Source organism: Verrucomicrobiia bacterium (assembly GCA_023953615.1).
GTDB lineage: Bacteria > Verrucomicrobiota > Verrucomicrobiia > Limisphaerales > JADLHS01 > JADLHS01.
Genome location: JAMLJH010000002.1, coordinates 1 through 24,555, shown reverse-complemented (window position 1 = coordinate 24,555; position 24,555 = coordinate 1). Strand labels below are relative to the sequence as shown.

General features: G+C 57.9%; 14 protein-coding genes. 9 read left to right on the top strand and 5 right to left on the bottom strand.

Annotated elements, in window-relative coordinates:
• Nucleotides 1-14: 14 nt before the first annotated feature.
• Complete coding sequence (locus tag M9920_10345; GenBank protein ID MCO5052692.1) at nucleotides 15-998, bottom strand: trypsin-like peptidase domain-containing protein; 984 nt, start codon at nucleotides 996-998, stop codon at nucleotides 15-17.
• A 342-nt stretch (nucleotides 999-1,340) separates the two neighbouring features.
• Between M9920_10345 and M9920_10340 the strand changes: the two genes are divergently transcribed.
• Complete coding sequence (locus M9920_10340; GenBank protein MCO5052691.1) at nucleotides 1,341-4,244, top strand: right-handed parallel beta-helix repeat-containing protein; 2,904 nt, start codon at nucleotides 1,341-1,343, stop codon at nucleotides 4,242-4,244.
• Nucleotides 4,245-4,263: 19 nt separating this feature from the next.
• Here M9920_10340 and M9920_10335 read toward each other — a convergent pair whose 3' ends face one another.
• Nucleotides 4,264-4,956: a DUF6498-containing protein gene (locus tag M9920_10335; protein MCO5052690.1), complete on the bottom strand. Its 693-nt coding sequence runs from the start codon at nucleotides 4,954-4,956 to the stop codon at nucleotides 4,264-4,266.
• A gap of 187 nt (nucleotides 4,957-5,143) precedes the next feature.
• Between M9920_10335 and M9920_10330 the strand changes: the two genes are divergently transcribed.
• Nucleotides 5,144-6,490, top strand: coding sequence for a DegT/DnrJ/EryC1/StrS family aminotransferase (locus M9920_10330; GenBank protein ID MCO5052689.1), 1,347 nt, complete (start codon nucleotides 5,144-5,146; stop codon nucleotides 6,488-6,490).
• 96 nt (nucleotides 6,491-6,586) lie between these two features.
• Nucleotides 6,587-9,118, top strand: a complete 2,532-nt coding sequence (locus M9920_10325) for a cellulase family glycosylhydrolase (GenBank protein ID MCO5052688.1) — start codon at nucleotides 6,587-6,589, stop codon at nucleotides 9,116-9,118.
• A 167-nt stretch (nucleotides 9,119-9,285) separates the two neighbouring features.
• Here the strand turns inward: M9920_10325 and M9920_10320 are convergent, their stop codons facing one another.
• A complete protein-coding gene (locus M9920_10320; GenBank protein MCO5052687.1) occupies nucleotides 9,286-11,769 on the bottom strand; it encodes a phospholipase C, phosphocholine-specific in 2,484 nt (827 codons plus the stop codon).
• Nucleotides 11,770-12,284: 515 nt separating this feature from the next.
• On the opposite strand from M9920_10320, the gene M9920_10315 reads away from it, so the two are divergent.
• The 3 genes from M9920_10315 to xseA all read left to right on the top strand — a co-directional run bounded on the left by M9920_10315 (nucleotide 12,285) and on the right by xseA (nucleotide 15,864).
• Entirely contained in the window at nucleotides 12,285-13,322 is a 1,038-nt protein-coding gene (locus M9920_10315) for an acetyl-CoA carboxylase carboxyltransferase subunit alpha (GenBank protein ID MCO5052686.1), read from the top strand.
• A gap of 59 nt (nucleotides 13,323-13,381) precedes the next feature.
• Complete coding sequence (locus M9920_10310; protein MCO5052685.1) at nucleotides 13,382-14,356, top strand: class I mannose-6-phosphate isomerase; 975 nt, start codon at nucleotides 13,382-13,384, stop codon at nucleotides 14,354-14,356.
• Nucleotides 14,357-14,430: 74 nt separating this feature from the next.
• Nucleotides 14,431-15,864, top strand: a complete 1,434-nt coding sequence (xseA, locus tag M9920_10305) for an exodeoxyribonuclease VII large subunit (GenBank protein ID MCO5052684.1) — start codon at nucleotides 14,431-14,433, stop codon at nucleotides 15,862-15,864.
• A 26-nt stretch (nucleotides 15,865-15,890) separates the two neighbouring features.
• Here the strand turns inward: xseA and M9920_10300 are convergent, their stop codons facing one another.
• The gene (locus M9920_10300) at nucleotides 15,891-17,879 is read right to left on the bottom strand and encodes an endonuclease/exonuclease/phosphatase family protein (GenBank protein MCO5052683.1); all 1,989 of its coding nucleotides are present in this window, start codon (nucleotides 17,877-17,879) and stop codon (nucleotides 15,891-15,893) included.
• Between the two features lie 135 nt (nucleotides 17,880-18,014).
• Here M9920_10300 and M9920_10295 point away from each other — a divergent pair, with 135 nt between their 5' ends.
• Nucleotides 18,015-18,443: a DUF5069 domain-containing protein gene (locus M9920_10295; protein MCO5052682.1), complete on the top strand. Its 429-nt coding sequence runs from the start codon at nucleotides 18,015-18,017 to the stop codon at nucleotides 18,441-18,443.
• 37 nt (nucleotides 18,444-18,480) lie between these two features.
• Here the strand turns inward: M9920_10295 and M9920_10290 are convergent, their stop codons facing one another.
• Nucleotides 18,481-20,130 (bottom strand): hypothetical protein, encoded by a 1,650-nt coding sequence (locus M9920_10290; protein MCO5052681.1) that lies wholly within the window; start codon nucleotides 20,128-20,130, stop codon nucleotides 18,481-18,483.
• 259 nt (nucleotides 20,131-20,389) lie between these two features.
• On the opposite strand from M9920_10290, the gene ileS reads away from it, so the two are divergent.
• Together ileS and M9920_10280 are read left to right on the top strand one after the other, a co-directional pair.
• Nucleotides 20,390-23,194 carry an isoleucine--tRNA ligase gene (gene ileS / locus M9920_10285; GenBank protein MCO5052680.1) on the top strand — a complete coding sequence of 935 codons (2,805 nt, stop codon included), beginning with the start codon at nucleotides 20,390-20,392 and terminating at the stop codon, nucleotides 23,192-23,194.
• Between the two features lie 167 nt (nucleotides 23,195-23,361).
• Nucleotides 23,362-24,156, top strand: coding sequence for a hypothetical protein (locus tag M9920_10280; protein MCO5052679.1), 795 nt, complete (start codon nucleotides 23,362-23,364; stop codon nucleotides 24,154-24,156).
• Nucleotides 24,157-24,555 lie beyond the last annotated feature (399 nt).

Genomic DNA, 24,555 nt, shown 5'->3' with positions numbered 1-24,555 from the left:
ATCGGTAAGAACAGTCATTGCGTGGCTTGGGTCTCAGCGGATTGCGCGGGGGTTGGCGGGGACAAATACCGGTACGGATTGCCCGGATTGTCATTGCTGTACGCGAACGCATCGCGATGATCCAAAAAGTAGCGCAGGCGCTCGGCAGGAATCGCAAAGCCCAACCCTTCGCCATACGTGGCCTTCATGTTGGTTACGCCCACCACTTCCCCGCGTAGATTGAACAGTGGGCCGCCACTGTTCCCGGGATTGATCTGGGCCGTGGTCTGCAAATACAAATCGCCACTCATCTGCCGGGTCTTGGTACTGAGAATACCTTCCGTCACCGTGCGTTCCAAACCCAGCGGACTGCCGATGGCAAACACCCGTTCGCCCACCGCCAGCACATCCGAGTTGCCGATGCGCACGAACTTGAACTTGGGCGCGTCCCGGTCTTCCACCTGCAACAAGGCCAGATCAGCAAACTTGTTCATCGCCACAATCCGCACCTGCTTATACACCTTGCGCTCCAACTGTCCGTTCTTCTGGTGATAGACCTCGACCGAAATCTGCGTCTCGCCTTCGATGACGTGGAAATTGGTGATCAAGAAACCGTCCTCGTTAAGGAAGAAACCCGAACCAAGTCCGGCCGGCGTGCGGATTTGCACCACCGCCTCGCCCAATTGCTTCACCAACTCGCGCACACTACGGTCGCCACCCGCGCCATTACCGACCTGGTAAAATCCGCCCGCCGCCGCCGTTTCAAGCGCCGGAGCGGACGGAGCCGCCGCCTCGGTTTGGTTGGTTGAATCCGCCGCCAGCGTGGACGACGGAGTTGAATCGCCCGGGATAATTTTGGCCACCGCCGCGCGCGGAATGACCAGGACGGTGTAACCAACATCCACCACGATGGAGTCGTTTTTTTCGGATAAAATTTTCCCGGAAACGGAAGCGGCATCCTTGAGTTCCACGACGTCAGCCAGCGCGACTGAACCCATGACGATCCAGACCGCAACCAACCCACTCAACTTTCTCCATGCCACGCAAGGACGATAGCGGAGCATCAAAAACGAAGCAAGCCGGGGAAATCGCTTGGAAAACTGCAGCGTCAGCTTCGCTGGGTGCGCTCGACAATGTGAAGCCCGCACCGCCATCCACTCGCAAACCGCCCCCTCCAATTCCCACCGGCTAGCCTCGACACCGAGCGTGAACATGCCTCACTCGAGAACCGGGTTTGAACCCATTGATTTCTCTTGTTTTTTAACGGATTAACGGGATAATGATCGCGTTCTCATAAGAAACAAACCGGATCAATCTCTGGGCGTTCGAGTTTGAACCTCATGCAACCGACCATGAAAACCATGAAGAGCGCTCTCCGCTGCGTCACCCAACCAACACCCGTTCTGCTGAGTCTGATTCTGGCCGGGCTGGGCACCACCACGGCTTGGACGGCTGAGCGGTATGTCTCCCTGACCGGCGGGCATGTCACGCCGTTCACAGACTGGGCCAGTGCCGCCACGAACATTCAGGCAGCCATTGACGCCGCCAACGACGGTGACGTCGTCTGGGTCACCAACGGCGTTTACAACACCGGCGGCAAACTGACGCCGCCGCAACCGCCGCCCTCTCCCAACTTACCTCCGGTGACCTCAATGCTTACCAACCGGATTACCGTGGACAAAGCGATTACGGTGCAAAGCGTGAACGGAGCGGAAGCTACTATTATTCAGGGTTACTCGTCACTAAACATCTTGCTCAGCGTGCGGTGTGCGTGGTTAACCAACGGCGCGACCTTGCGCGGTTTTACTCTGCGCGGCGGCGCTACACTGAGTAGCGGACTGGATTTTGAATCGAGTGGCGGCGGCGTTTTTTGCACCTCTTCGAACGATACTTTCGTGCTCGATTGCATCATCACCGATAACGATGCGTTTAGGTTCGGAGGCGGCGCCTATTCCGGGTTTTTGAAACGCTGTGTGCTTTCACAAAATCGCATCAAGTTCGCTCCTAACGCAGTTCAAGGGGCCGCGCACGGAGCTGTTTTGGTGAACTGCTTGATTACCGACAACCAGTGCGGAGGGATCAGTCTGTCCCGTGCAACCAACTGTGCCATCGTCAGAAATACTAGCCTTGCGACTTCGGCGCAGGCAGCGGTTGTCAACAGCATTCTACACCAATGCACCGTGACTCGAAACTGCATCGGCGGCATGACTGGTGGTATCGCCGTGAACTCCATCATTTGGGACAACTGGCACTCCTTCTCCGGTAATTTTCCGATCTTACAAAATCACCCAGGGCAGCCACCGGTCCTGAGCTACTGTTGCACTTATCCCATCTTGCCCGGGGTCGGGAACACCGACGCGGACCCGCAATTACTCGAGGATGGAATCCATCTGGCCGCCACTTCGTCGTGTCGCGGCGCGGGTGATCCGACGCAGGTCATCGGCACGGATCTGGATGGTCAACCTTGGGCCAATCTACCCGCCATCGGCTGCGATGAATGGCTGCCTGAACCACTGGTTGGCAAGCCCTATCCCCGACCCAGTCCCCATACCGGCCAGGTTCGGCTCAGTGCCGTTGCTGCCGGGGAGACGCCGTTCACCGCCATGTGGACCAAGGACGGTCTGGTATTGACCAACGGAACGAAATACGCCGCGGCGGATTCACCGGACTTGTTGATAAACGCTTTCGATCCGACAGATGCAGGGGCGTATCAGGTTGTTATCAGCAACACGGTCGGATCATCCACCAGTGCGGTGACGCAAGTAACGGTACACTGCGTTGACGCTGCTGGGACGACACCCCAATCACCGTATCTAAATTGGAGCACGGCAGCGACAAACATTCAGGAGGCAATTGATGCCGCTCAGGCCGGTGACATCGTCTTGGTGACCAATGGCCTCTACAACACCGGAGGCCGTATCGTCGCCGGTCCCGAACGGTACCGGCATCGAATGGTGCTGGATCGACCGTTGCTGGTCACCAGTGTGAATGGCCCGGAGGTTACTCACATCAGTGGATATGGCGGCGCCAGCTCACCGGCCGCGACCCGTTGTGCGTGGGTGGCTGCGGATCCGGCTGGGTTAAGTGGCTTCACACTGCGCGAAGGTGAAACCATGCAGTCGATCGTAGGTGGAGGGGGTGTTTTCTGCGAAGCGGTTTTTGCGGAGTTGGCTAATTGCATCATCACCAATTGTTCGGCGGGGCGTGCGGGTGGCGGCATAGTGGGCGGTCGCTTGGACAATTGCATTCTAGTTGGGAACACATCAACTCGCGAGGGTGGTGGCGCCTATGCCAGTCAACTGCGTAACTGCGTAATCAAAGCTAATCAGAGTGGGTGGGACGGTGGCGGTGTCTATGACAGTCAACTACACAACTGTCTGATTAAAGGTAACAGCAGTGGACGATCCGGCGGCGGCGCCAAGGCCAGCGAGCTGTTCAATTGCACCGTGGTCAATAACTCCACTACCAACAGTGGTGGCGGCATCGCGAATTCCAAGGCTGTTAATAGCATCATTTACTTTAATCAAGCGGAGGCAAACAATAACGACACCAATGACAATGTGTATGCTTCCGAGGTGTCGTATTCATGCGCTGCACCCTTGCCTGACGGTGCGGGCAATATCACCGGTGACCCGCAGTTCGTAGATGGTTTCCATCTGGCCGCTACTTCGCCGTGTCGCGGCGCGGGTCTGGCATCAGCCGCCAGCGGCTTGGACCTGGACGGTGATCCCTGGAGTAATCCGCCATCCATGGGTTGCGACGAAGTCGTGGAAGCCGCCTTCGTTGGCCCGTTGACCGTGACGCTCACGATTCCGCATCCGCAAGTCGCCGCGGCGATACCGCAATTACTGACGGGAGAAATCAACGGGCGCGCCGCCCGGATCGAGTGGGCGTTCGGCGACGGCGTCATCGCCACGAATTTATCCTACCAAACCGGGTATGCCTGGGCGACGCCCGGCACTTACACCGTAACCTTGACCGCTTACAACGCAGATCATCCGAGCGGCGTTTCGGCCCAAGCCACGGTGGAAGTGCAACCGTGGTTGTCGCCGCAACTTGGCGTCGGCGCCTGGCGCAACGGGCAATATACTCTGTCGTTTACGAGCCAGTTTGGGCTGACCTACGTGGTGGAGCAGACCACCAATTTGACGCCGCCAATCACCTGGCAGCTCCAGCAAACCGTTCCGGGCACGGGTGGTTTGATCCAACTGACCAACTCATCAGCCGCCGGCCCCATGCGTTTCTACCGCGTGCATACCGAATAGTCACCCGGCCCAACGGCCATTACGGCGCGGTGAATTGGGTGGGTTGCGTGGGAAAATGGTGCGTAAAGGTTCTCGAAGCTTGGCCTTTCAGTTCCCGATGGTGCCCGAGGACATCGAGCGCAATTTTCAAAAGCACCAACAACGCCAAAGCTCCTTGAGGAGCGTGTAATTTCAAAATCAGAAACGCGCCGCCCAACATCGCCAGGTGCAATACAATCACCCGACCGTAAGGCGACTGCATCAGGGTCGGCACCGATGCGGTGCGGTATTCGCCGCGCCACAAAAAATTGTAACCGAACGCAAACGCGTGACTCACCAGCAACGCCGCGGCGGCATAACCGAGGTGAAGTTGTCCGATCGTGTGAAAGACCTCGCTCCACTGAAGCGGCGGTGCGCCTTGACGCAAGCCGCCACCGAACAGAACCACGACGAATACTCCATGAACCAGCGTAAAAATGCCATAGTGGAAGCAGAAAAACGGCACGAAAAATATTTTAACCAGCCACGATTCGGCCTCCTGCGGACGGCAACTCAACATCTTCAACACGTTGAAACCGCCGATGATCAAATTCTCCGTCCAGAACAGCAGCACCACGGGGTACACCTCCCAACCAAGCGCCATTACGCCGTAAATGGGAACTAAATTGGCGAGCACCAGCATGAAGATGGTGGGCGAAAACCAACGCGGAAGCCATGACGGAACGTCGTTCATTCGGGTAATTATTGCAAAATCTCTGCCAATTCCGGTCCGGCGGCGCGCGGAAGCGGCGTTTCCGTGTCGGCAACGGCACATTCTGCTTGCCGCTCCGCGCCGGATGGCCTACGCATGTGCCAGCAATTCACCGGTTGGGCCGCAATCCGCTCGAACCGATGGCCAACAAAAACATCAAGAACGCCTTATGCAAAATCAAGTTACCCGCCGTCAATTTCTGGGCACCACCACCGTCGCCGGCGCCAGTCTCGCTTTCGGTATGCCCCAAATCACTCGCGGTGCGGAAACCGCCGCCAAACCGGCCGCCCTCGGCGGGCCTAAAGCTTTTCCCGGCAGCTTCCCGAGCTGGCCGGTCATTGATCAAACCGAGGAGCAGGCGCTGTTGGCCACGCTGCAATCGAAGCATTGGTATCGTGGCTCGGGCAAAAGCGTCGCGCACTTTGAAGCCGAGTATGAAAAGCTGACCGGAACCAAACACGCGCTCGCCACCGCCAGCGGGACCGCGGCGCTGACCACTGCGTTGGGCGCGTTGAACATCGGCCCCGGCGATGAAGTCATCACCACGCCCTACACGTTCGTGGCGACCTACAATGTCATCGTGCTGAACTACGCGCTGCCCATCTTTGTGGATGTGGATCCGGAAAGCTTTCAAATAGACGCGGATCGGATCGAAGCGGCGATCACTCCGCAAACCAAGGCGCTGCTTCCGGTTCACATCGCGGGCAGCCCGGTGGACATGGATAAGGTTCTGGCGATTGGGAAGCGACGTAACGTCCCGGTCATCGAGGACGCTTGTCAGGCGCATCTGGGCGAGTGGCGCGGACAGAAAGTGGGCACACTGGGCTTGGGCGGTTGTTTCAGTTTTCAGGCCAGCAAAAATTTGAATTCGGGCGAAGGCGGCGCGGTGCTGACTAATGACGACCAATTCGCCAATGCCTGCTACCATTTTCACACCCAAGGTCAGGCCAAGAAAGTCACGGGCGATAATTTCAGCTACGCCGGGACGCGCGGCTCAAATCTGCGTCTGTGCGAATTCCAAGGCAGCCTCTTGACGGCGCAAATGACCCGCGTGGTGGAACAGACTCAACGCCGCACCGAAAACGCTAACTACCTGACGCAATTGCTCCGGGAGGTTCCCGGCATCACGCCCGCCAAGTTGTATCCCGGCACGACCCGCAGCGCGTATCACTTGTACATGTTCCGCTACGATTCGGAGCGATTCGCCGGACTGCCACGCGCCAAATTTCTCGCCGCACTCGGCAAGGAAGGGGTGGGCGCTTCCGGCGGTTACGGTCCGATGCACCGGGGCGCGTACGTGGCCAATCTCGCGCAGGACCCGCATTTCCTGAAGGTGTATGGCGAGAAGCGTATGCGGGAGTGGTTGGAGCAAACTCAAAACTGTCCGCAAAATGATCGGGTTTGTGAACAAGCGGTGTGGTTCACGCAAAACATGCTGCTCGGCCCGCGCACCGACATGGAGCAGATCGCCGCCGCCATCCGCAAGATTCAACAATACGCCACGGAACTGGCGTAACCGTCATCCGGTGTTTTCTCGCGCAACGGCCATTCCACGCCTCACTCTCCCCGCCACAACGTGGGGACTAATTCATCCCTTTGCTCCATGCCTTTCATGAATTGCAAATCAATCGTCGGATCGCGCCACTCGATAAAGTCAGGTCGCTCATCGCAACCCCTCTTGCGTCGGCGCGGCATCACACTGTTGGCGATCAGCGTCGGGTTGGTTGCTTCCGCACTGGCGACCGTCAGCGCCGCGACGACTCCCGAGCTGCCACGCATTCAAATCGCGCCTGATGCCCGGGGATTTGTCACCAGCGACGGGCGACCGTTCATTCCATTCGGCGTGAACTACTATCGCCCCGGCACGGGTTGGGCGCCGCAGGTATGGAAGCAATTCGATGCCGCCGCCACGCGCGCCGATTTCCAACGCATGAAAGCCGCCGGCGTGAACTGCGTCCGGGTCTTTCTGAGTTTCGGCTCGTTCTACTCCACACCGGGGCAACTGGATGCCGCCGGCCTCGCGAAATTTGACGAGTTTCTGCAAATTGCCGAGGCCAACGGGATTTACGTGCATCCGACCGGCCCGGATCATTGGGAAGGCTTGCCGGATTGGGCCAAGCCGGATCGTTACGCGGACGAAGCGTTCCTCGCCGCCCTGGAGCAATTCTGGTCGGCGTTTGCGGCGCGTTACCGCGATCGTCAGGTCATCTTCGCCTACGATCTGCTGAACGAACCACAAGTCCCGTGGGATACTCCGGCGCTGCGCGTGAAATGGAACGATTGGCTGAAACGGCAGTACGACTCGATGGCCAACGTCACGCAAGCGTGGGGTCGAATCAATCTTCCGGCGTTCGGCGCCTTCACGCCACCGCCGGCGCAACCCTCGCCGGGCAGCCGGGAGCTGCGGGATTATCAATCGTTCCGTGAATCCATTGCGGACGAATGGACGCGCCGTCAGGTCGTCGCGCTCAAAGCCGCTGATCCGCAGGCGCTCGTGACCGTCGGTCTGGTGCAATGGTCGGTGCCGAGTCTGCTCCCCAGTGTGAAGCATTATGCCGCGTTCCATCCCGGTCGGCAGGCTCGCTTTCTGGACTTCATGGAAATTCATTTCTATCCGCTGGACCGGGGCGCGTTTGAGTATCGCGATGCCGGAGAGGAAAATCGCAACCTCGCTTATTTGCACAGCGTCGTCTCGGAAGTGGCTAAAACTGGCAAGCCCGTAATTGTAGCCGAGTTTGGTTGGTATGGCGGCGGCCAACCGCGCTTCGACCAGGGACGCCATCCGTTCGCTTCGGAAGCGCAACAAGCGCAATGGTGTCGGCGGTTGATTGAAACCACCACTGGTCTGGCCTGCGGGTGGCTTAACTGGGGCTTTTACGATCAACCCGAGGCTACCGATGTCAGTGAACTAACCGGTCTGTACCAAGCTGACGGCACGATCAAAGCGTGGGGACGCGAATTTCAGCAACTGGCCCGGCGCTTCACGACTGAAGGTTTGCCCCGCACCGCGCCCCAGGTTCGTGCTGATCTGGACTGGAACGATTGCGTCACTGATCCCGCCGCCGGCCACCGTTGGCGCGACGAGTATTTCAAGCGCTTCACCGCCGCAACACCGCCGACGAATCCGCCCGCAACGGATCGCGTCATTGCTTTTTATTATCCGTGGTACGGCAATCCGACGCGCGACGGTCGTTATGCCAATTGGAATCATCCCGTCGCCGTGCGCAACGAACCACCCCGGGCCTTCCCGGGCGGCGCGGACATCGGAGCGGATTTCTATCCGGCGCTGGGTTGTTACAGCGTGAATGATCCGGAAGTATTACAGGAACACGTCCGACAGTTGAAACAGGCCGGCGTGGGCACAATTTCCGTGAGTTGGTGGGGCCGCGACACCTTCACCGACCGCGCGTTACCCGCGTTGTTCCAAGTGGCGGAGGCCACCGGATTGAAGATCAATTTTCATCTTGAACCCTTTCCCGGACGTAACGCGACCACCACGCGGGAAGCGGTGGTTTATTTGCTGGAGAAATTTGGCGACTCACCCGCACTGCAACGACTCGCGAGCCATGATCAGCGTCCCGTCTTTTTTGTTTATGACTCCTACCTGACTCCGGTGAGCGACTGGGCGACGTTGCTGCAACCCAACGGCCAGCAAACGCTGCGCGGCACCCCCTTTGACGCCGTGGTCATTGGCCTGTGGGTGAAGGAGCGGGAGGAACAGTTCATGACGGACGGCGGATTCGATGGTTTCTACACCTACTTTGCGACGGACGGGTTCACCTATGGTTCGACGGTGAAAAACTGGCCGCAGTTGATGGAATGGGCGCGCGCCCACGGCAAGCTATTCATCCCCTGCGTTGCGCCGGGCTACATTGACACCCGCATTCGACCGTGGAACGGCGGGAACACCCGCGATCGGGAAGGCGACGCGTATTACGATCGCATGTGGACGGCAGCGCTGAACGTGACTCCGGAACTGGTGGCCATCACCTCGTTCAACGAATGGCATGAGGGCACGCAGATTGAACGCGCCATGCCGAAGTGGATTCCCAGCTTCACCTACCTGGATTATCAACCGCTGGCTGCGGATCATTACCTGGAGCGCACCGCCGACTGGGTGCGACGGTTACTGCAGACGCCGTAAATTTTTGCGGCTCTTCGCACTCCTTGGAGTCCGGGTAAAACGACCAGGCTGGCCGTTCCACGGCCAGCCTACTTACCCAAACTCTAACATCGAGGTCACGATGTCCCCAGGTTCTAAAATGCGCCGACCCCACGGATAAAGGTGAGGGCGAATGAAGCCGGGTGCGATCAGGCCATTTGAGGATCGCTGGAGCTTTCCTTGCCGGTCTCGATGTGGCCCGCGTAATGTTGCTCGTAGCGCGGCGCGTCTTTGACGCGAATCTGCCAGTCATACCAGCCGTGGCTGGCGGCCAGATCGCACGCGACATTGCGGGTTTCGCCTGGCTTCAGCGTTACGGTCTGCACTCCCGTGCCATAGGCCAGGTCAGTGATGGTCACCGTCAGGGAACGATCGGCGTGGTGATTGGTCAGGTGCAAGACCGTGCTGGCCGGATTTCTCTTGGAGGTCGGGTTCAGTTGCACTTCCAACGCGGGATCATCCGCATTGCCTTGAAACTCGCGGCGGAAGCCATTGGGGCCATTGATCTGCAGGTGATAATGCTCATCAAGGAAATCTGACAACGCGAAATCGTCCATCAAGCGATCTCCAGCTTTCACCGTGTAATCCCAAACGCGATTGGTCTCCAGCTTGCCCGCGGCGGTGTGGGTCTTGGTCAGAGCGTTCACGCGGAACGGTGCGCCCGCGGCGTGTTTGCCGAAGAATTGGTTGTCCGCGACAAAGGAAATGCGCAGGGCTTTGCGCTCCACATTCAAGCGACCGTCCACCGCCAATTCGTACGGCAGCGGGCAGGCCGGTCGAGTGCCCGGCTCTTGCTCGACCATACCGCGGAGGGGGCGCGGGGTGTTGCGGGTGGCGGCGAGTTCCTCGGAGTTCAGGCGCTTGAAACCAGAGGGCAGAGGACGGAATTGCGCCTGGTGAATCGAACCCAGGAAGGGGGCGAGTTCGACCGGCTTGGGCAACGGAATCTTTTCACCGTGAAACGGTCGAAAAACGGAACTGAGGTCGCCGCAGACGGTGCGTCGCCAGTCGGTGATATTGGTTTCCTTGATCGCCTGGCCGGTTTTATGAGTCAGCCAGTTTTCAAGCAATTGCAGAATCGAAGTGTGATCGAAAATTTGCGAGGACACATAGCCCCCACGACTCCACGGTGAGGCAATGACCAGCGGCACGCGGAATCCCAGACCAATGGGCAGCGTCGGACGGTCCGGTGACGTGGGAACGTGTTCCACTGAAGGGTCAATTCCCACGGAAACCTTTCCGGCCCCGGGAACATTTGGCGACGGCGCCGCGAAGGGGGGAACGTGATCGAAGTAACCATCGTTTTCGTCGTAGCAAAGCACCAGAATGGTTTTTTTCCAAACCTCGGGATTTTTGGTAAGGATGTCTAAGGTCTCGCTGATGTACCATGCGCCGTACCACGGGGAGCCGGGATGATCCGAGAACCGTTCCGGAGCAATGACCCACGATACGGTGGGCAACTGTCCGCTTTGCACGTCTTTCCGAAACTGATGCAGCACGTCGCCTTTGGGCATTTGCATGGTCCGTTTCTGCGCTCCGTCCTGATAAGTTTGGCTGGTGAGTTTCCGGTAGTCCGGATCGCCCAGATTGGTGGTGAACGCTTTTCGGTGCAGGTTCTGTTCGCGGACCGGCAACTTGGCGAAATTGGCGGCGGTGTAAGTTTCCCGCCAGCCGCGGATGCGTTTTAATTCGGCCTGGAGCTGGGTGATTTTTTTGCGCTCCTGATCGGTGGGATCTGTTTTGGCCTCCAATTGTTTCAAGTGCGTTTCCGTCGCCTGTTCCATGGCGGGCAACTCTTGCCGGAATCGCTCGTGGAAGCGCACGTGATACTGCGAAAACCACTCCAGCGGATTATTGGTGAAGTTGGCCAACCACGCCTCCTCTTCGCCCTTGAAGCCGGTCTCCAGGCTGAGTTCGTTTTGGTAAATCCGCCACGAGATGCCGGATTCTTCCAGGCGTTCGGGAAAGGTTTTCCAGTGCGCTTCCGAGCCGTAGCTGACATCCGAATTCCAGACGTTGGCCTTGGATTGCATGGAAGGTTCGGCGCGAATGGTGCCGCTCCACAGGTAGAGCCGGTTGGGAGTGGTCCCGGTCAGGGAAGAGCAGAAATTTTGGTCGCAGACAGTGAACGCATCCGCCAGGGCGTAATAAAACGGCAGATCCTCGCGATCATAAAATCCCAGGGTCAAAGGCAGTTGTGCGTAAGCGGTGTTGCCCGAGCGCTTCGCATCGAGCCACCCGTCATGATGACCACTGTTGCGCGCGGCGGTTTGGTCGCCCCAGGAATGAGGCAGCGAACTCATCCAGGTGGATTTGCTGCCGTGCAGGTCGAGCCGGAAGGGCGCGTAGGTTTCACCTTGTTTGTTGCTTTGCAGCCAGACGGGATTTCCATCCGGCAACTTGACGGCGCGCGGATCATTAAAGCCACGTACGCCGCGCAAGCGACCGAACGCGTGATCGAACGAGCGATTCTCCTGCATCAGCACGACCACGTGCTCAGCGTCGAGGTACGTTGAACCGGCGGGCGGATCAATGGCGAACGCGCGTTGGATGGAGGCGGGGAACAAACCACCGCTGGCGCCGCCAGCGGCGAGTAGAGCGGCTTTTTTCAGGAAATCACGACGGGAATCCATGTCTGTTTGTTAAGCAGATTTGCCGGGTCATGCAAGTGAAATTCCCGTGAAACCTCACATTAGCGGGGTGAATTTCTCTCCGAAGTTGCCGGATGAATTTTACTCCTGAGAAATTTTTGAAAAAGGCTTGCGGCGGCTTGGGGGATTTGCTCTACTCCCATTACAGGTTGTATCCAGATTCTTACGGTTCGCGATTTCGTACAAGTCGTAATGGCGTGACAAGGGAGTAGAGAGCGGAGAGTTCCTTGAAAAGTTTGAACGAAGACTTGGGTTTGGGTATCTCATTAGTATCGGTGGAATAGAATTTCGCTGTTCGTTTAGGGTTGGCATAGAGGTTTTGCTCGCAGCACGGTGCGAACAGCGCCCTCCAAGTTGGCCGTGCTGCCCTTCTGAGCGCCTTAAGTGAAGGCGTTAAAACCTCGTCACTTCGGGGCCGGACGCAAGTCCGGCCCTCTGTTTTACCCTCGAAGATTCGCGTTTGATTCCTGTTTCGCCTGTCCTAACATGTCCTCCGCATGAAACATCAGCTCGACTTCGAGAAGCCGATCTTTGAACTTCAGAAAAAACTCGAAGAACTGCGCCAACACTCCGAATCCCACTCGCTCGACGTGGATTTCGAAACGGAGATCGAGCAGATTCAGGTCAAGATCGAAGAAACCCGGCGCGAGATTTACTCCAACCTGACTCCGTGGCAACGCGTCCAACTGGCCCGGCATCCGTTGCGGCCTTACACGTTGGACTACATCAAACTGGCGTTCTCGGATTTTGAAGAACTGCACGGAGACCGGTTATATGCCGATGATCGCGCGGTGGTCGGCGGCTTGGCCAAACTGGGGGAACACCGCGTGATGGTCATCGGCACCCAAAAGGGCCGGGACACCAAGGAAAACATCCTGCGGAATTTCGGTTCAGCGCATCCCGAAGGCTATCGCAAAGCGCTGCGTTTGATGCGTTTGGCGGATAAATTTGGACTGCCGATCATTACGTTGATTGACACGGCGGGCGCGTATCCGGGGATCGCCTCGGAAGAACGTCACATCGCCGAGGCTATCGCCGTCAACCTGCGCGAAATGATGCTGATGGAAGTGCCGATCATTGCGGCGGTGATTGGCGAAGGCGGGTCGGGCGGCGCGTTAGGCATCGGGGTGGCGGGTCGCGTGTTGATTTTGGAGAACGCCTATTACTCGGTCATCAGTCCGGAAGGTTGCGCGGCGATCTTGTGGAAGGATCGGGCCGCTTCACCCAAGGCGGCGGAAGCGCTGAAAATTACCGCAAAACATTTGCTGGAGCTGAAGTTGGTGGATGAAATCATTCCCGAACCGCTCGGCGGAGCGCACACGGATCCGGCGAAAACGGCCGCGGCGCTCAAGACGGCGGTGCTGCGGCATCTCGAACAGTTAAGCGCCCTGAAACCCGCCGATCGCCTCAAGCAGCGCTACGATAAATTCCGCGCTTATGGTTATTTCGAGGAAAAGGCCAACCCACCCATCAAGACCACGACGCGGCGGAGTCGCAAGAGCGCAGCCGCGCCACTTCAACCCAACGGCGCCTGAGTAATGGTTGCTGCGTTAACATTTGGCCAGGCCGGTCTGATGCGGGTTTGATTCGCGCCATGTCTCAACTTTATCCACTAACTTTTCAGCCGATTTTCAAGGAGCGCATCTGGGGCGGGCGCAACCTGGAGCGGCTCTACGGCAAGCATCTGCCCCCCGCACGACCGATTGGCGAATCCTGGGAAATTTCCGATCGCCCTGATGATGTCAGCGTCATCGCCAACGGCGCTTTCGCCGGACGCGAGCTGCATTGGCTGCTGGAAAATCATCGGACGGATTTGTTGGGGGACGTTCCGTTGGCCGCCGGTCGGTTTCCGCTCTTGATCAAGTTGCTTGACGCGCAACAGAAACTTTCACTGCAAGTGCATCCTCCGGCGGCGCAGGCGGCAAAATTGCGGGGCGATCCCAAAACCGAAATGTGGTTTGTGGCTGACGCCGCATCCGGCGCCGAGCTTTACGCGGGATTGAAACGTGGAATTTCTCGGACGAATTTTGAACGCCAGCTCGCGGACGGCAGTGTGGCGGATTGTTTTCATCGCGTGCTCGTGCGGGCTGGAGACACCATGTTTTTGCCCAGTGGCCGCGTTCATGCCATCGGCGCGGGATTGGTCATTTTTGAAATTCAACAAAACTCCGATACCACGTATCGCGTGTTTGATTGGAATCGGGTCGGCTTGGATGGCAAGCTGCGCGAGCTGCACCTTTCGCAATCCCTGGCGAGCATTGATTTCAACGACTTTGAGCCGGCCTTGGTGAAGGCCGAGGAGATCGTGGCGGGTAATTTATCTCGGCGCGAATTGGTGCGCGATCCGCTGTTCACGGTGGAACAGTATCGCGTGATTGATTCTGGACGAGTCAAACTGCCGGCGGCGCGAATGCAGATTATTGGAGTAATTCGCGGCGAGGTTCGCCTGCCAAACGTAGTCGTTCGAGCCGGCGGGTTTTGTCTGTTGCCGGCCGCTTTATCGCAGCCGGAGGTGGTCGCGGCTCAACCAACGGAATTCTTGCGCATCGAAGCCGGGCCGACCAATTAGGGCCGGACGACGATTGGATTGAGGCGCTTGATCCTTCCGCGAACCCGATTGCAAATTTGTTACCCGATGACTGAATGAGTAAAAAAGCAAAATCGCAGTGGGACTTCGGCGAATTATTTTCACCGGAACAAACCCGCCGCGTGCTTTCCGTCAGCGAACTCACCACGCAGGTCAAGCGGTTGCTGGAAAAGCAGGTGGGAACGATCTGGGTGAGCGGCGAGATCAGCAACTTCCGCTGGCAGGGCAGTTCGGGCCACATCTATTTCACGCTCAAGGACGCGGGTGCGCAACTGGCGTGCGTGTTGTTTCGTCAGGAAAAAGTAACGCATCGCGATTTGCTGGCTGACGGACAGAAGGTTTTGTTGCAAGGGGAGGTGACGGTATATGAAGCGCGCGGCCAGTATCAATTGCTGGTGCGCGCGGTGGAGTTGCAGGGCGTGGGCGCGTTGCAACTGAAGTTCGAGCAGCTCAAACAAAAACTGGCGGCGGAAGGATTATTCGCTGCCGAACGCAAGCGGGCGCTTCCCCGCTATCCGCAGCGCCTGGGATTGGTGACCTCGGCCAGCGGCGCGGCGATTCGCGACGTGTTGCGAGTGATTCAGCGGCGCGACCCCGGTTTGGAAATTGTTCTGGTTCCCTGTCGGGTGCAGGGCGCCGAGGCGGCGCGCGAAATCGCGGCGGCCATTCGTCGGCTGAATGAATGGAGTCTGGTTCGGTCAGAAGCAGGTGGCGGTGCCGCCGCCAAATCTCAGCGCCACGGTTTGGATTTGATTTTGGTGACGCGCGGCGGCGGTTCGTTGGAAGATTTATGGTCATTCAATGAGGAGGTCGTGGCGCGGGCGATTTTTGAATCAGCGCTGCCAGTCGTCTCCGCAGTCGGTCACGAGATTGATTTTACCATTGCCGATTTTGTGGCGGACGTGCGCACCGCGACTCCCAGCGCGGCGGCGGAAATCATTACGGAGGGCGTATTTTCCAGTCGTGAATTCATTCTGGGAGCGGCGGAAATGTTGAAGTTTTATTTGCAGCGTGGTTGCTCGGCCGCTCGGGAGGATTTTGAAACCATTGCCCACCGGTTCGCTCGCGTGCATCCGAACCGATGGCTCGGTGAGCAGGCGCAGCGCTTGGATGATTTAGGCGCTTCCTTGACCCGCTGCGCGCGACAAGGCACGCGAGAACAGATCGCGGCCTGGCGCAATGCGACCGCGCGACTGAAGTTGGTGCGACCGGAGCGGTTGGTGAAACAGCAGAGCGAACGGTGGCAATTAAACACGCGCCGGTTGTTGGAACAAGGTCGCCTCCAACTGCGCGCACAACAGGAGCGCTTCAGCGCCGCCACCACCCGTTTGCGGTTGTTAAGTCCCGAGCAAGTGCTGGCGCGCGGTTATTCGATCACGCTGGATGCGCGCAGCGGAACGGTGGTGCGGGATGCCGTCCGGGTCAAACCCGGACAAGCCCTGCGCACACGACTGCACACCGGCGAAATCCGGAGCACGGTGGAACAGTAAACTTACCCGTGAACTCGGTTTGAATTTCACGGGGCAATCAGACCGCGATAGAAGCGCTGCGGCGATTCTCCGAAGTCAGTTTCCACAAAAATAAATGGCGCGGAATTGGTGCGTACGGAACGCCAGTTGCCGTCGTGAAGACTGGTGGTTACCTGAACGACATAATTCGAACTCGTAGTACCGTTAACCGTGAATTGGAATTGTCCATTCATCCACCCGACCTGATCCAGCGTGGGTGGCAGCGCAGGGGGATCGGTGGGCGGACGGGATGGGTTGACCGAACCCATGATGCTGAAATCCGGCGCGGGGCTTTTGGCAACATCATAAATATACCAGGTGCCGCCGGCGCTGGTGGCGCCGAAGTTCACGATCCGAAAGGTGACGGTTTGCCCGGCTGGAACGTTTTGCAGCGCGTTGACGTGGGCAAGGTCAACGGGATCGAGCGACACCCCGCTGCTGGCGTTCACCGGGTAAGTCAGATTAGCCAGAGTGATGAAATTGCCCGCGCCAAGCTGGTATTGCAAAGCACCATTGGCGGGACCGGTATTGGAGCGACGATAATCGAACCGATTGAGATTGGTGAAGGACACCGTGTAACCGTCAGCGGCGGTTATGGCAAACGTGACGAAATCACCCGCAGCTTCCGCCGTTGCCAATGAGCTGGAATCGAAACCGTTGCCGCCCCAAGCACTGGCCGCCGCCGTGCCACTGACGCCCACTCCGGTCCCGCGCGTCAACCCCGTGACGGTGAGGTGCGCGGCATTGGTAGTCGGCGCAAAGGGTGAAGGGCCGTAGTTCGACAAACCGCCCACCTCCCAACCCGCCAGCACAACGATCTCGCCGGGAACCGCTTCCTGAAGCACCAATTGCGCGACGTGACTCGTGACGCTGCCGAACGCGTTGGTAATGACAACCGCATAAGCACCGGCATTTGTGGACTGCACATTCGGCAGGGACAAAGCGGCGTTGGTGGCGAACGGAAGGTTCGTTCCAAACCAAAGCCACTGATAGACCAGCGGCGGAGTTCCGATGGCGGAAACGGTGAAGGTCACGGTTGCTCCGATCACGTTGGTTTGGCTTTGCGGTTGGGCGAGAATGATCGGCGCATCCGTGTCGCCCACCAGCGGCAGAACGAAATCCTTGATCACGCCCATGTGTTGCATATTGAGCGCGCCGGAATCCGCCGCCTGCACCGGCGCAACGGCGCTGAGCGGGGAATACACGCGCGAGTCGAACACCAAACCGTTTGGAAAAGCGCGCGCGCCAATGACGACCGGGGTGAGAAAGTTGGTGAGCGAAAAACTGGGCAACACGTAGTCGTAGGGTTTCTGTCGGCTGGCGTTCGTGTTTTCGTTGCTCTCCAAACTGCCGTCGTGCGGTCGGGGCGAGTCACTGAGGAAGGTTTTGAAAGTCGTCAGACACGCTTCCGCGCGTGAATCCGTATTGCAGTCGCCACCGACGATGATCCACGCGTCCGCCGGGAAATGCGTTAGAATGAGATTCTTCAGTTGGGTTGCCTCGGCGTTACGAGTGCTGGCGTTGGCGGTGAGCAAATGCACGCTCACGACGTACAGATCGTTGGTGGTCTCCGGCAGATCAATTTGCGCCCACGCAAAACCGCGATTCGGCGCGGCTGAATCATCCCACGAGCCGCCGGCGAGAATGGGCCAACGACTGATGATGCCGTTGGGAATGTCGTAGCCTGATTCGCTCTCGCGAATGAAATGGAAGTTCGTGCCAAACGCCGTGTCCACAAAACTGCGCAGTTCCGCCGGGGAACTGCCGCCGTAATTAAACTCCTGAACACAGACAATGTCCGGTTGCAGCCCCTGAAAAATCCGAATCCCCGGATCGAGATAACTCTGCTGATTGCCGGAGGTCAGATTGGCCGTCATGACGCGGAGCGACAACTGGCTCTGCGCAGTCGCCCAATGACCGGAGAGCAGCACGGCACCGAGGAGAATTCCAACCGCTACCTCGCGCCAACGAACCGGGTTTGATTTTCTGATGATCATCACGCGCTGCGTTTTTACCGGCTGCCGGGACGAATGGCAATCCGCATGTCCGTGTGGCGACGACTCGTGCCGCGTCTTTCAGCAGGCTCAGGCGTAAAATTGACAGGCCGGGTCGCTGCCTGCCATCATGCCGACATGAGCGAGATTATTTTTCCCCGCAGCCCGCGTGAAACGATGGATGGCTGGTCGCACTTGCCGCGTTACATTGACAAAATCCGCCTGCACCTGGCAGGTAAATTACATCCGGATTACCAGCCGAACTTCGGCGCGCGCGGTTTTGATAAAAGCTGGCTTGAAGCCGCTGGAGTCACCCACGAACAAATGGTGGCGGTGGTGAAAAATTCCATCACGGATGGACAAGTCTGCGATTGGGTGAAGCATCATGTGAAGCGTCCGGCCGCGGACAAAGCGGCGTTGCTGGCCAAGATGCTGAATTATCCGCAGCCCGATGACGGGGAGGGTCAGGCGCGCCTCAAGATGCGCAAGGAACAGGCCGGATTGTCCGATCGCGACGACATTAAAAATTTCGTGGACTTTATTGATGCCGAAGAGAAGCGTCCGTGATCAGTTGAGCCGCGCGTTGCTGCCGCCGGCATTTCGTTCATTGAACGGCGCGAAAAAATCGGTGGGGCTGATTCGCCGATTGCGGCACGGTTAAAGTCGCGGTGCCGTCGGTGAATTGCACGCTGCCGAGATTGGTCCACGTCGTCAGATTGGTGCTGGCTTGCAGCACGGCGCTTGAACCACTGGGACCGCAGAGGGTCAAAGTTGCGACGTGGTTCAGCACCGTCCAATCAATAAAGTTGACCGCGCCGCTTTCCTTGACGGTCAGTTGCAGATCGAAGCTCAGATCGGAATCGTTGCCGGCGACTTGATGAACTTCCACCGCCAACGTGTTGGTGCCGCGCACGAGCAGATTGGGATCAATCGGAAAGCTGAACCAGGTGTCTTCCAGGTCCTTAGGTTGCGCGCTGGCTGCGGGCGTGTTGAAGCTCGCCCCGGCTGCCAGACGGTAGCGCACAATCTCCGTGCCGTTCAGAAAAACGGCCGCGCCATCATCCACAAGCAATTTGAGCGTGACGTTTTCCAGGCAGGGCGCGTGGTTCACGACGAAGCTTTTGCGGAAGTAGGTGGTGAGATGTTTGTTGCTGGCGTTCGCGCCGTAGCTGATCACGGTTTGTTCGTCGCCGTCACCATAACCGAATTGCGCCTCACCAGCGTTCCAGGTGGAGTCATCAAAATTGGTCTGCCGCCACGCCATGCCTTGATTGCTGCCGTCGTCCAAAAATTTCCAGGTGGCGCCCGCGGCCACCAGCACCTGGGTGGGGCGCGAACCATCCGGGCTGGTGCGGGCAAAGTAATAAAGCGGTTCGGCGCTGCTGGATTCGCTCAGGGTAAAGTAACCGTTGCCGTCGGCGTCGAAAGTGATTGCCTCACCATTGCCTTCGAGAGGTCGCCCAATCACCGGCACCACGATCGGGGTCGTCGCCAAAGCCGCAGCAATGCTTTCACCATTCGTGCGCGTCCATAAGCGGGCAAAGTCTTCCTGACGAATGATGATTTCCCTGCCCGTAGCCGACATGTCTGCCGCGGAAGGAACATCGAAGACCAGGTCGCAAACGTAAGTTAACTCCGCTTTGTTGCCCGCGTTGAGCGCGGCCTGGGTCACGGTGTAAATGCGGCTGGTCGTGGGTTCCTTGGTCACGATGAACAGATCGCCAGTTGTGGGATCAATGAACAGGGCTTCGGCATTGTGCGCGCCATCGGGATAGGTGAGAACAATTCGCCGGGTGCCTTTCAAATCGCGTGTGGGCGGATTGGCCTGCTGCCGTGCGTAAACGGCCGGCTCCGGAATTTGATAAATGCGAATGTTCTTCCGGTCGGCATTATTATCGCCGATGTCGCCCACATACAGATACGACACATTCGGCACCGGCCCGGGACCAATGGCGATATCCTCGTAATCCACGTGCGTGGCGTTGCCAGTTAATTCGTAAATTCCCAGGAGTTGCCCCTGCGTGCTCAAGGCAAAAATGCGGGCGTCATCTCCCGAGTCGTTGTGAGCCCAAAGCACTCCGGCGTTGTTGCGACTGGCGATCAAGCCGGAACATTCGTCCAGTTGTGGAATGGAAACCACACCCGCCGTCACCCCGTTGGCGAAGGTGGGTGCGGCCGGCACCCGCGAAACCAGCGCGACGCCGCACAGCAGCAGCATCAGACTTGGGTTTTGAAAGATTTTTCTGCGTAACATTCCGATGGACGCATTTTCTCACAAGTGGTAGGGCCGCGCATCTGGTTTTTAGGGGTTTTTAGGGGTTTTGGCGGTTTTCACGCATTTCCCAATGAGCGATGGTGGCCGGAATGATGTCCGCTGCGCGCGCCGGTTCTAATCTGATTCCTGATGATGAACGACCGTGCCACTTTAAGACGAAGCGTTCATTGCACGTTCATTTCGCGGCGCGTTTGACGGGTATGCGGCTCTTTTGATACCGTTCCGTCTCCTTTTAGTAATGGAATACAAGAATACACTGAACCTCCCGCACACGGATTTCGCGATGAAAGCCGACCTGATCAAGCGGGAGCCAATCCGATTGCAGCAATGGACGGCGGCCGGTTTGTACGCGCAAATCCAGGCGGCGCGGCGCGGCGCGGAAAAATTTGTCCTGCATGACGGACCGCCGTTCGCCAATGGCGACGTGCATATCGGCACGGCGCTCAACAAGATTCTCAAGGACATCATCATCAAGTATCAGACGCTGCGCGGTAAAAGCGCGCCGTACATTCCCGGATGGGATTGTCACGGCCTGCCGATCGAATTCAAGGTGACCACGGAAATGCGCAAGGCCGGCAACACCGCCGCCGATGCCGCCACCATCCGTAAAGCCTGTGACGCTTATGCGCGCAAGTTCATTGACATCCAACGCACCCAATTCAAACGCCTCGGGGTGCTCGGTGATTGGGAAAATCCGTATTTGACGCTCAACAAGGAATACGAAGCGGACGAGCTGCGTCTGTTTGCCGACATCGTGGCGCAGGGGTTTGTTTATCGCGGCAAGAAACCGATTTATTGGAGCATCCCCGCGCGCACGGCCCTGGCCGAAGCCGAGGTGGAATACGCGGATCACGTTAGTCAGAGTGTGTTCGTCAAGTTCCCCGTGCTCGGACAACCCGGCGTCAGTATCGTCATCTGGACCACCACGCCCTGGACGTTGCCCGCCAATCTGGCCGTCGCCTACAACTCCACGTTTAGCTATTCGCAGGTGCAGGCGGGCGCGGAGCAGTTCATCGTTTCAACCGCGTTGCTGCCCGCGGTCGCGGCGAAGTGTGGTTGGGAAAGTTACCAGATTATTCGCAGTCTGGACGGAACATTCCTGCAAACGCTCGAATATCACCATCCGTTCTGTCAGCGCACCGGCAGACTGTTTGCCGGGGACCATTTCGTCACCAACGACACCGGCACGGGCTTCGTCCACATCGCGCCGGGACACGGTCTGGATGACTACCATCTGGGGCGTCAACACGATTTGCCCATCTATTCGCCGGTGAACGACGACGGCGAATTGGTTCACACTTCCGATCTGCCGATCGAGCAGCAGATGCCGGGACACATGCTCGGCAAATCCACTTTGGCAAAGCACGGTCGGAGCGAAGCGAACGAAGTGGTGCTGCACGAACTGCGCGAGCGCCGGGCGTTGCTGCATCAGGAGAATTACCACCATAGCTACCCGCATTGTTGGCGGAGTAAAACGCCGATCATCTTTCGCGCCATGGATCAGTGGTTCATCCGGATTGATCACCAGGATTTTCGCCAGCGCGCGCTCGCCGAGATTGACCGGGTGCGCTGGGTTCCGGACTGGGGCGTTAACCGGATCCGCGGCGCGGTGCAATCGCGCCCCGACTGGTGCATCAGCCGCCAACGCACGTGGGGCGTGCCGATCCCGGCCTTTTACGACGCCAACGGCGAAGCCATTCTGGACGCGCAAATCGTCCGCAACACCGCCGCCTTGATCGAGCAGCACGGCTCGAACGTGTGGTTTGAAAAATCCGCCGCCGAACTTTGGACTGCGGTGAGGCCCGCAGATTGGCGCGGCGCGGAAGCCGTGACCAAGTCGCAGGACACGCTTGACGTGTGGATTGATTCCGGCTCGTCCTCGCGTTCGGTCATTGCCCGCCGACCTGAAATCGCCGGAGCGACCCAGCCGTTTCAAGCGGACATGTACCTTGAAGGCAGCGACCAGCATCGCGGCTGGTTTCAGTCCTCGCTGCTGTTGTCGTTGGCCGGCAACGGCGCGGCGCCGTTCAAAACCGTGTTGACGCATGGCTTCATGGTGGATGCGGATCGCGAGAAAATTTCCAAGAGCAAACAGGGCGGTTACGAAAAGCCGCAGACCGCCGAGGCGTACGTTAAAAAATACGGCGCGGACGTGGTGCGGCTCTGGGTGGCTTCGCAGGATTTCCGCAACGACATCATCGTCAGTGAAGAGCGCATCAACAAGGTCGGTGAAACCTATCGCGGCATCCGCAACGCGCTGCGATACCAGCTCTCCAATCTTTACGATTTTGATCCCGCCCGGCACCCCGTGGCCGCGGCGCAGCTCACCGGATTGGACCGTTGGATTTTGGGCGAGTTCGCGCGGCTCGAAACCGAGGTGGCTGCGGCTTACGCTGCGAGCGAGTTTCATGTGGTGTACCAAAAGCTCAGTCAGTTCATCGCCGTCGAGCTGTCGGCGGTTTATCACGATATCATCAAGGACCGGCTCTACACCGATCCGGCCGCCGCGCCGCGCCGTCGGTCCACTCAGACGGTGTTGCATCAGCTGGTGACGGGGCTGTGCCAGATGCTCTCCCCCATTCTGGTGTTTACCGCCGATGAAGCGTGGGAGTTCATACCCGCCAAACCGACAGCCTGCGTGCATTTGGCGCAATGGTCGCCGAGCGGATTCCAGCGCGAGGAATCTGAAATCACCACCTGGAAGCACTTGTTCGCGTTGCGCGAACTGGCCTTGCCGGAGCTCGAGCAAGCGCGACAGGCCAAGCGGATTGGCAAATCACTGGAAGCGCAACTGACCGTGACCGGACGCGGACCGCTTTGGGAAGCCGCACGCACGAACTTGGATTCCCTGCGCGAACTGCTCAACGTTTCGGCTGTGACCTTGGCGGATGGCGACAACGAGACGCCGGCCCTCACCGTCACCCGAGCCGCCGGTCAAAAATGCGAACGTTGCTGGCATTGGGAAACCGATGTTGGCGCGGATGCCCGACACCCGACCATCTGCCGCCGCTGCATTGCCGCAGTCGAATCCCGCGCCGCGTAGTTGTGATCCTGAGCTTTCGGGCGGGCTTGATTGTCGCCATTGTGGAGGCATGATGGCCGAGGAATGAGCGGAGACCACTACATTGGTGACGTAAGCAAATGTTGCGGAAATGAAATACATAGTAGTCAAAACCAAAACCCTCTGGTCGGACCTGAGATTTTGATAAAATGAAAATACACACCAAAATCGCCATCACTCTGGCCCTTGTTATGGTTTTCTCTTTCCTGTCAACGGCCCAAGAGCGTTCCAAGGAATTAAAGAAATTATTTCCGCCTTTGACAAAAGCTGAGGCTGAAGAAATCCGGAATGAACTGGAGCAATACGATAAAGGGAAAGTGCCGGTAGAAGAGGTGCCCAAAGTCGTCAACGAAGCGAACATGGGAAAAATTGTTGCCTATCATTTGGCGCATACCAATGGAATCACGACCAAAATGAAACTCCCCATTGGTCGCAGTTACGCCATGTTTAGTTTATACCCTGAAGCAGCAGAACTAGCACGGGAGTACGTCAATACTTATTCAAACGATTGGAAGGGCTGGAGCTTGCTTGCTGGAGCCAAAGCAGGATTAAAATCGCATGACGAAGCATTGATGGCGGCGACCAATGTTGTTCGGCTTGGAAGCGAAAGAAATATTGCCACGATCGGTTTGCTGGCACTTTCAACTGATCGAGTGGATATTTTTGAAAACCTACTATTGAAGCGGTTGTTAGTGCTAAAAGATGCCACAACCAATTCTGTGCAGGACAGATTGACCGGGCAGGATAAACTCGAAATCGTTACGGCATTGGTCGCCTATAGCTTGAAAGCAAAAAAGGAAGAGGTCTTCAACCAGGCGCTTAAGAATGTCAGTGCGGCTCAAATTAAAGCCTCAGAGGCCTTGCGGACTTACGCGGAAGGCGGTTGTGAAGTCTTCGGGAGTGAAGCCACCAAGAAACTCTGTGAGCGATTGGGGACGAAATAGCACCCACGAGCCAATCAACGCTCGCGTGGCGTCAATGAAAGTAAGCACTGACGCAGCGTTCCGGATGCGCTCAGCAACGTATTCCTATTTGGCCAATCACCATTGGTGAAACTGTGGTTCACGAACAACGCGACGCTGCGGATGACGACAACCAAGAGTTATGATCATCCAAATCGGTTGACAGGCAGCGCCGCCGCCGCCTTCCAGGTTTCCTGGCCGCAAATCGGACTTAATTTTATGTGTGGAATGAAACTTTTGATTGCAAGTGTTGCCGCTAGCGTTTGCCTTTGCGGTTGCGAGCCATCAACCAAGAATTTGGTTGGCGGCTACAAGTTGGAGCGCTTTGACGAGAATGGAATGTATTATGTCATTGATCTCGAAGGTCTGAGTGGTGGGGGG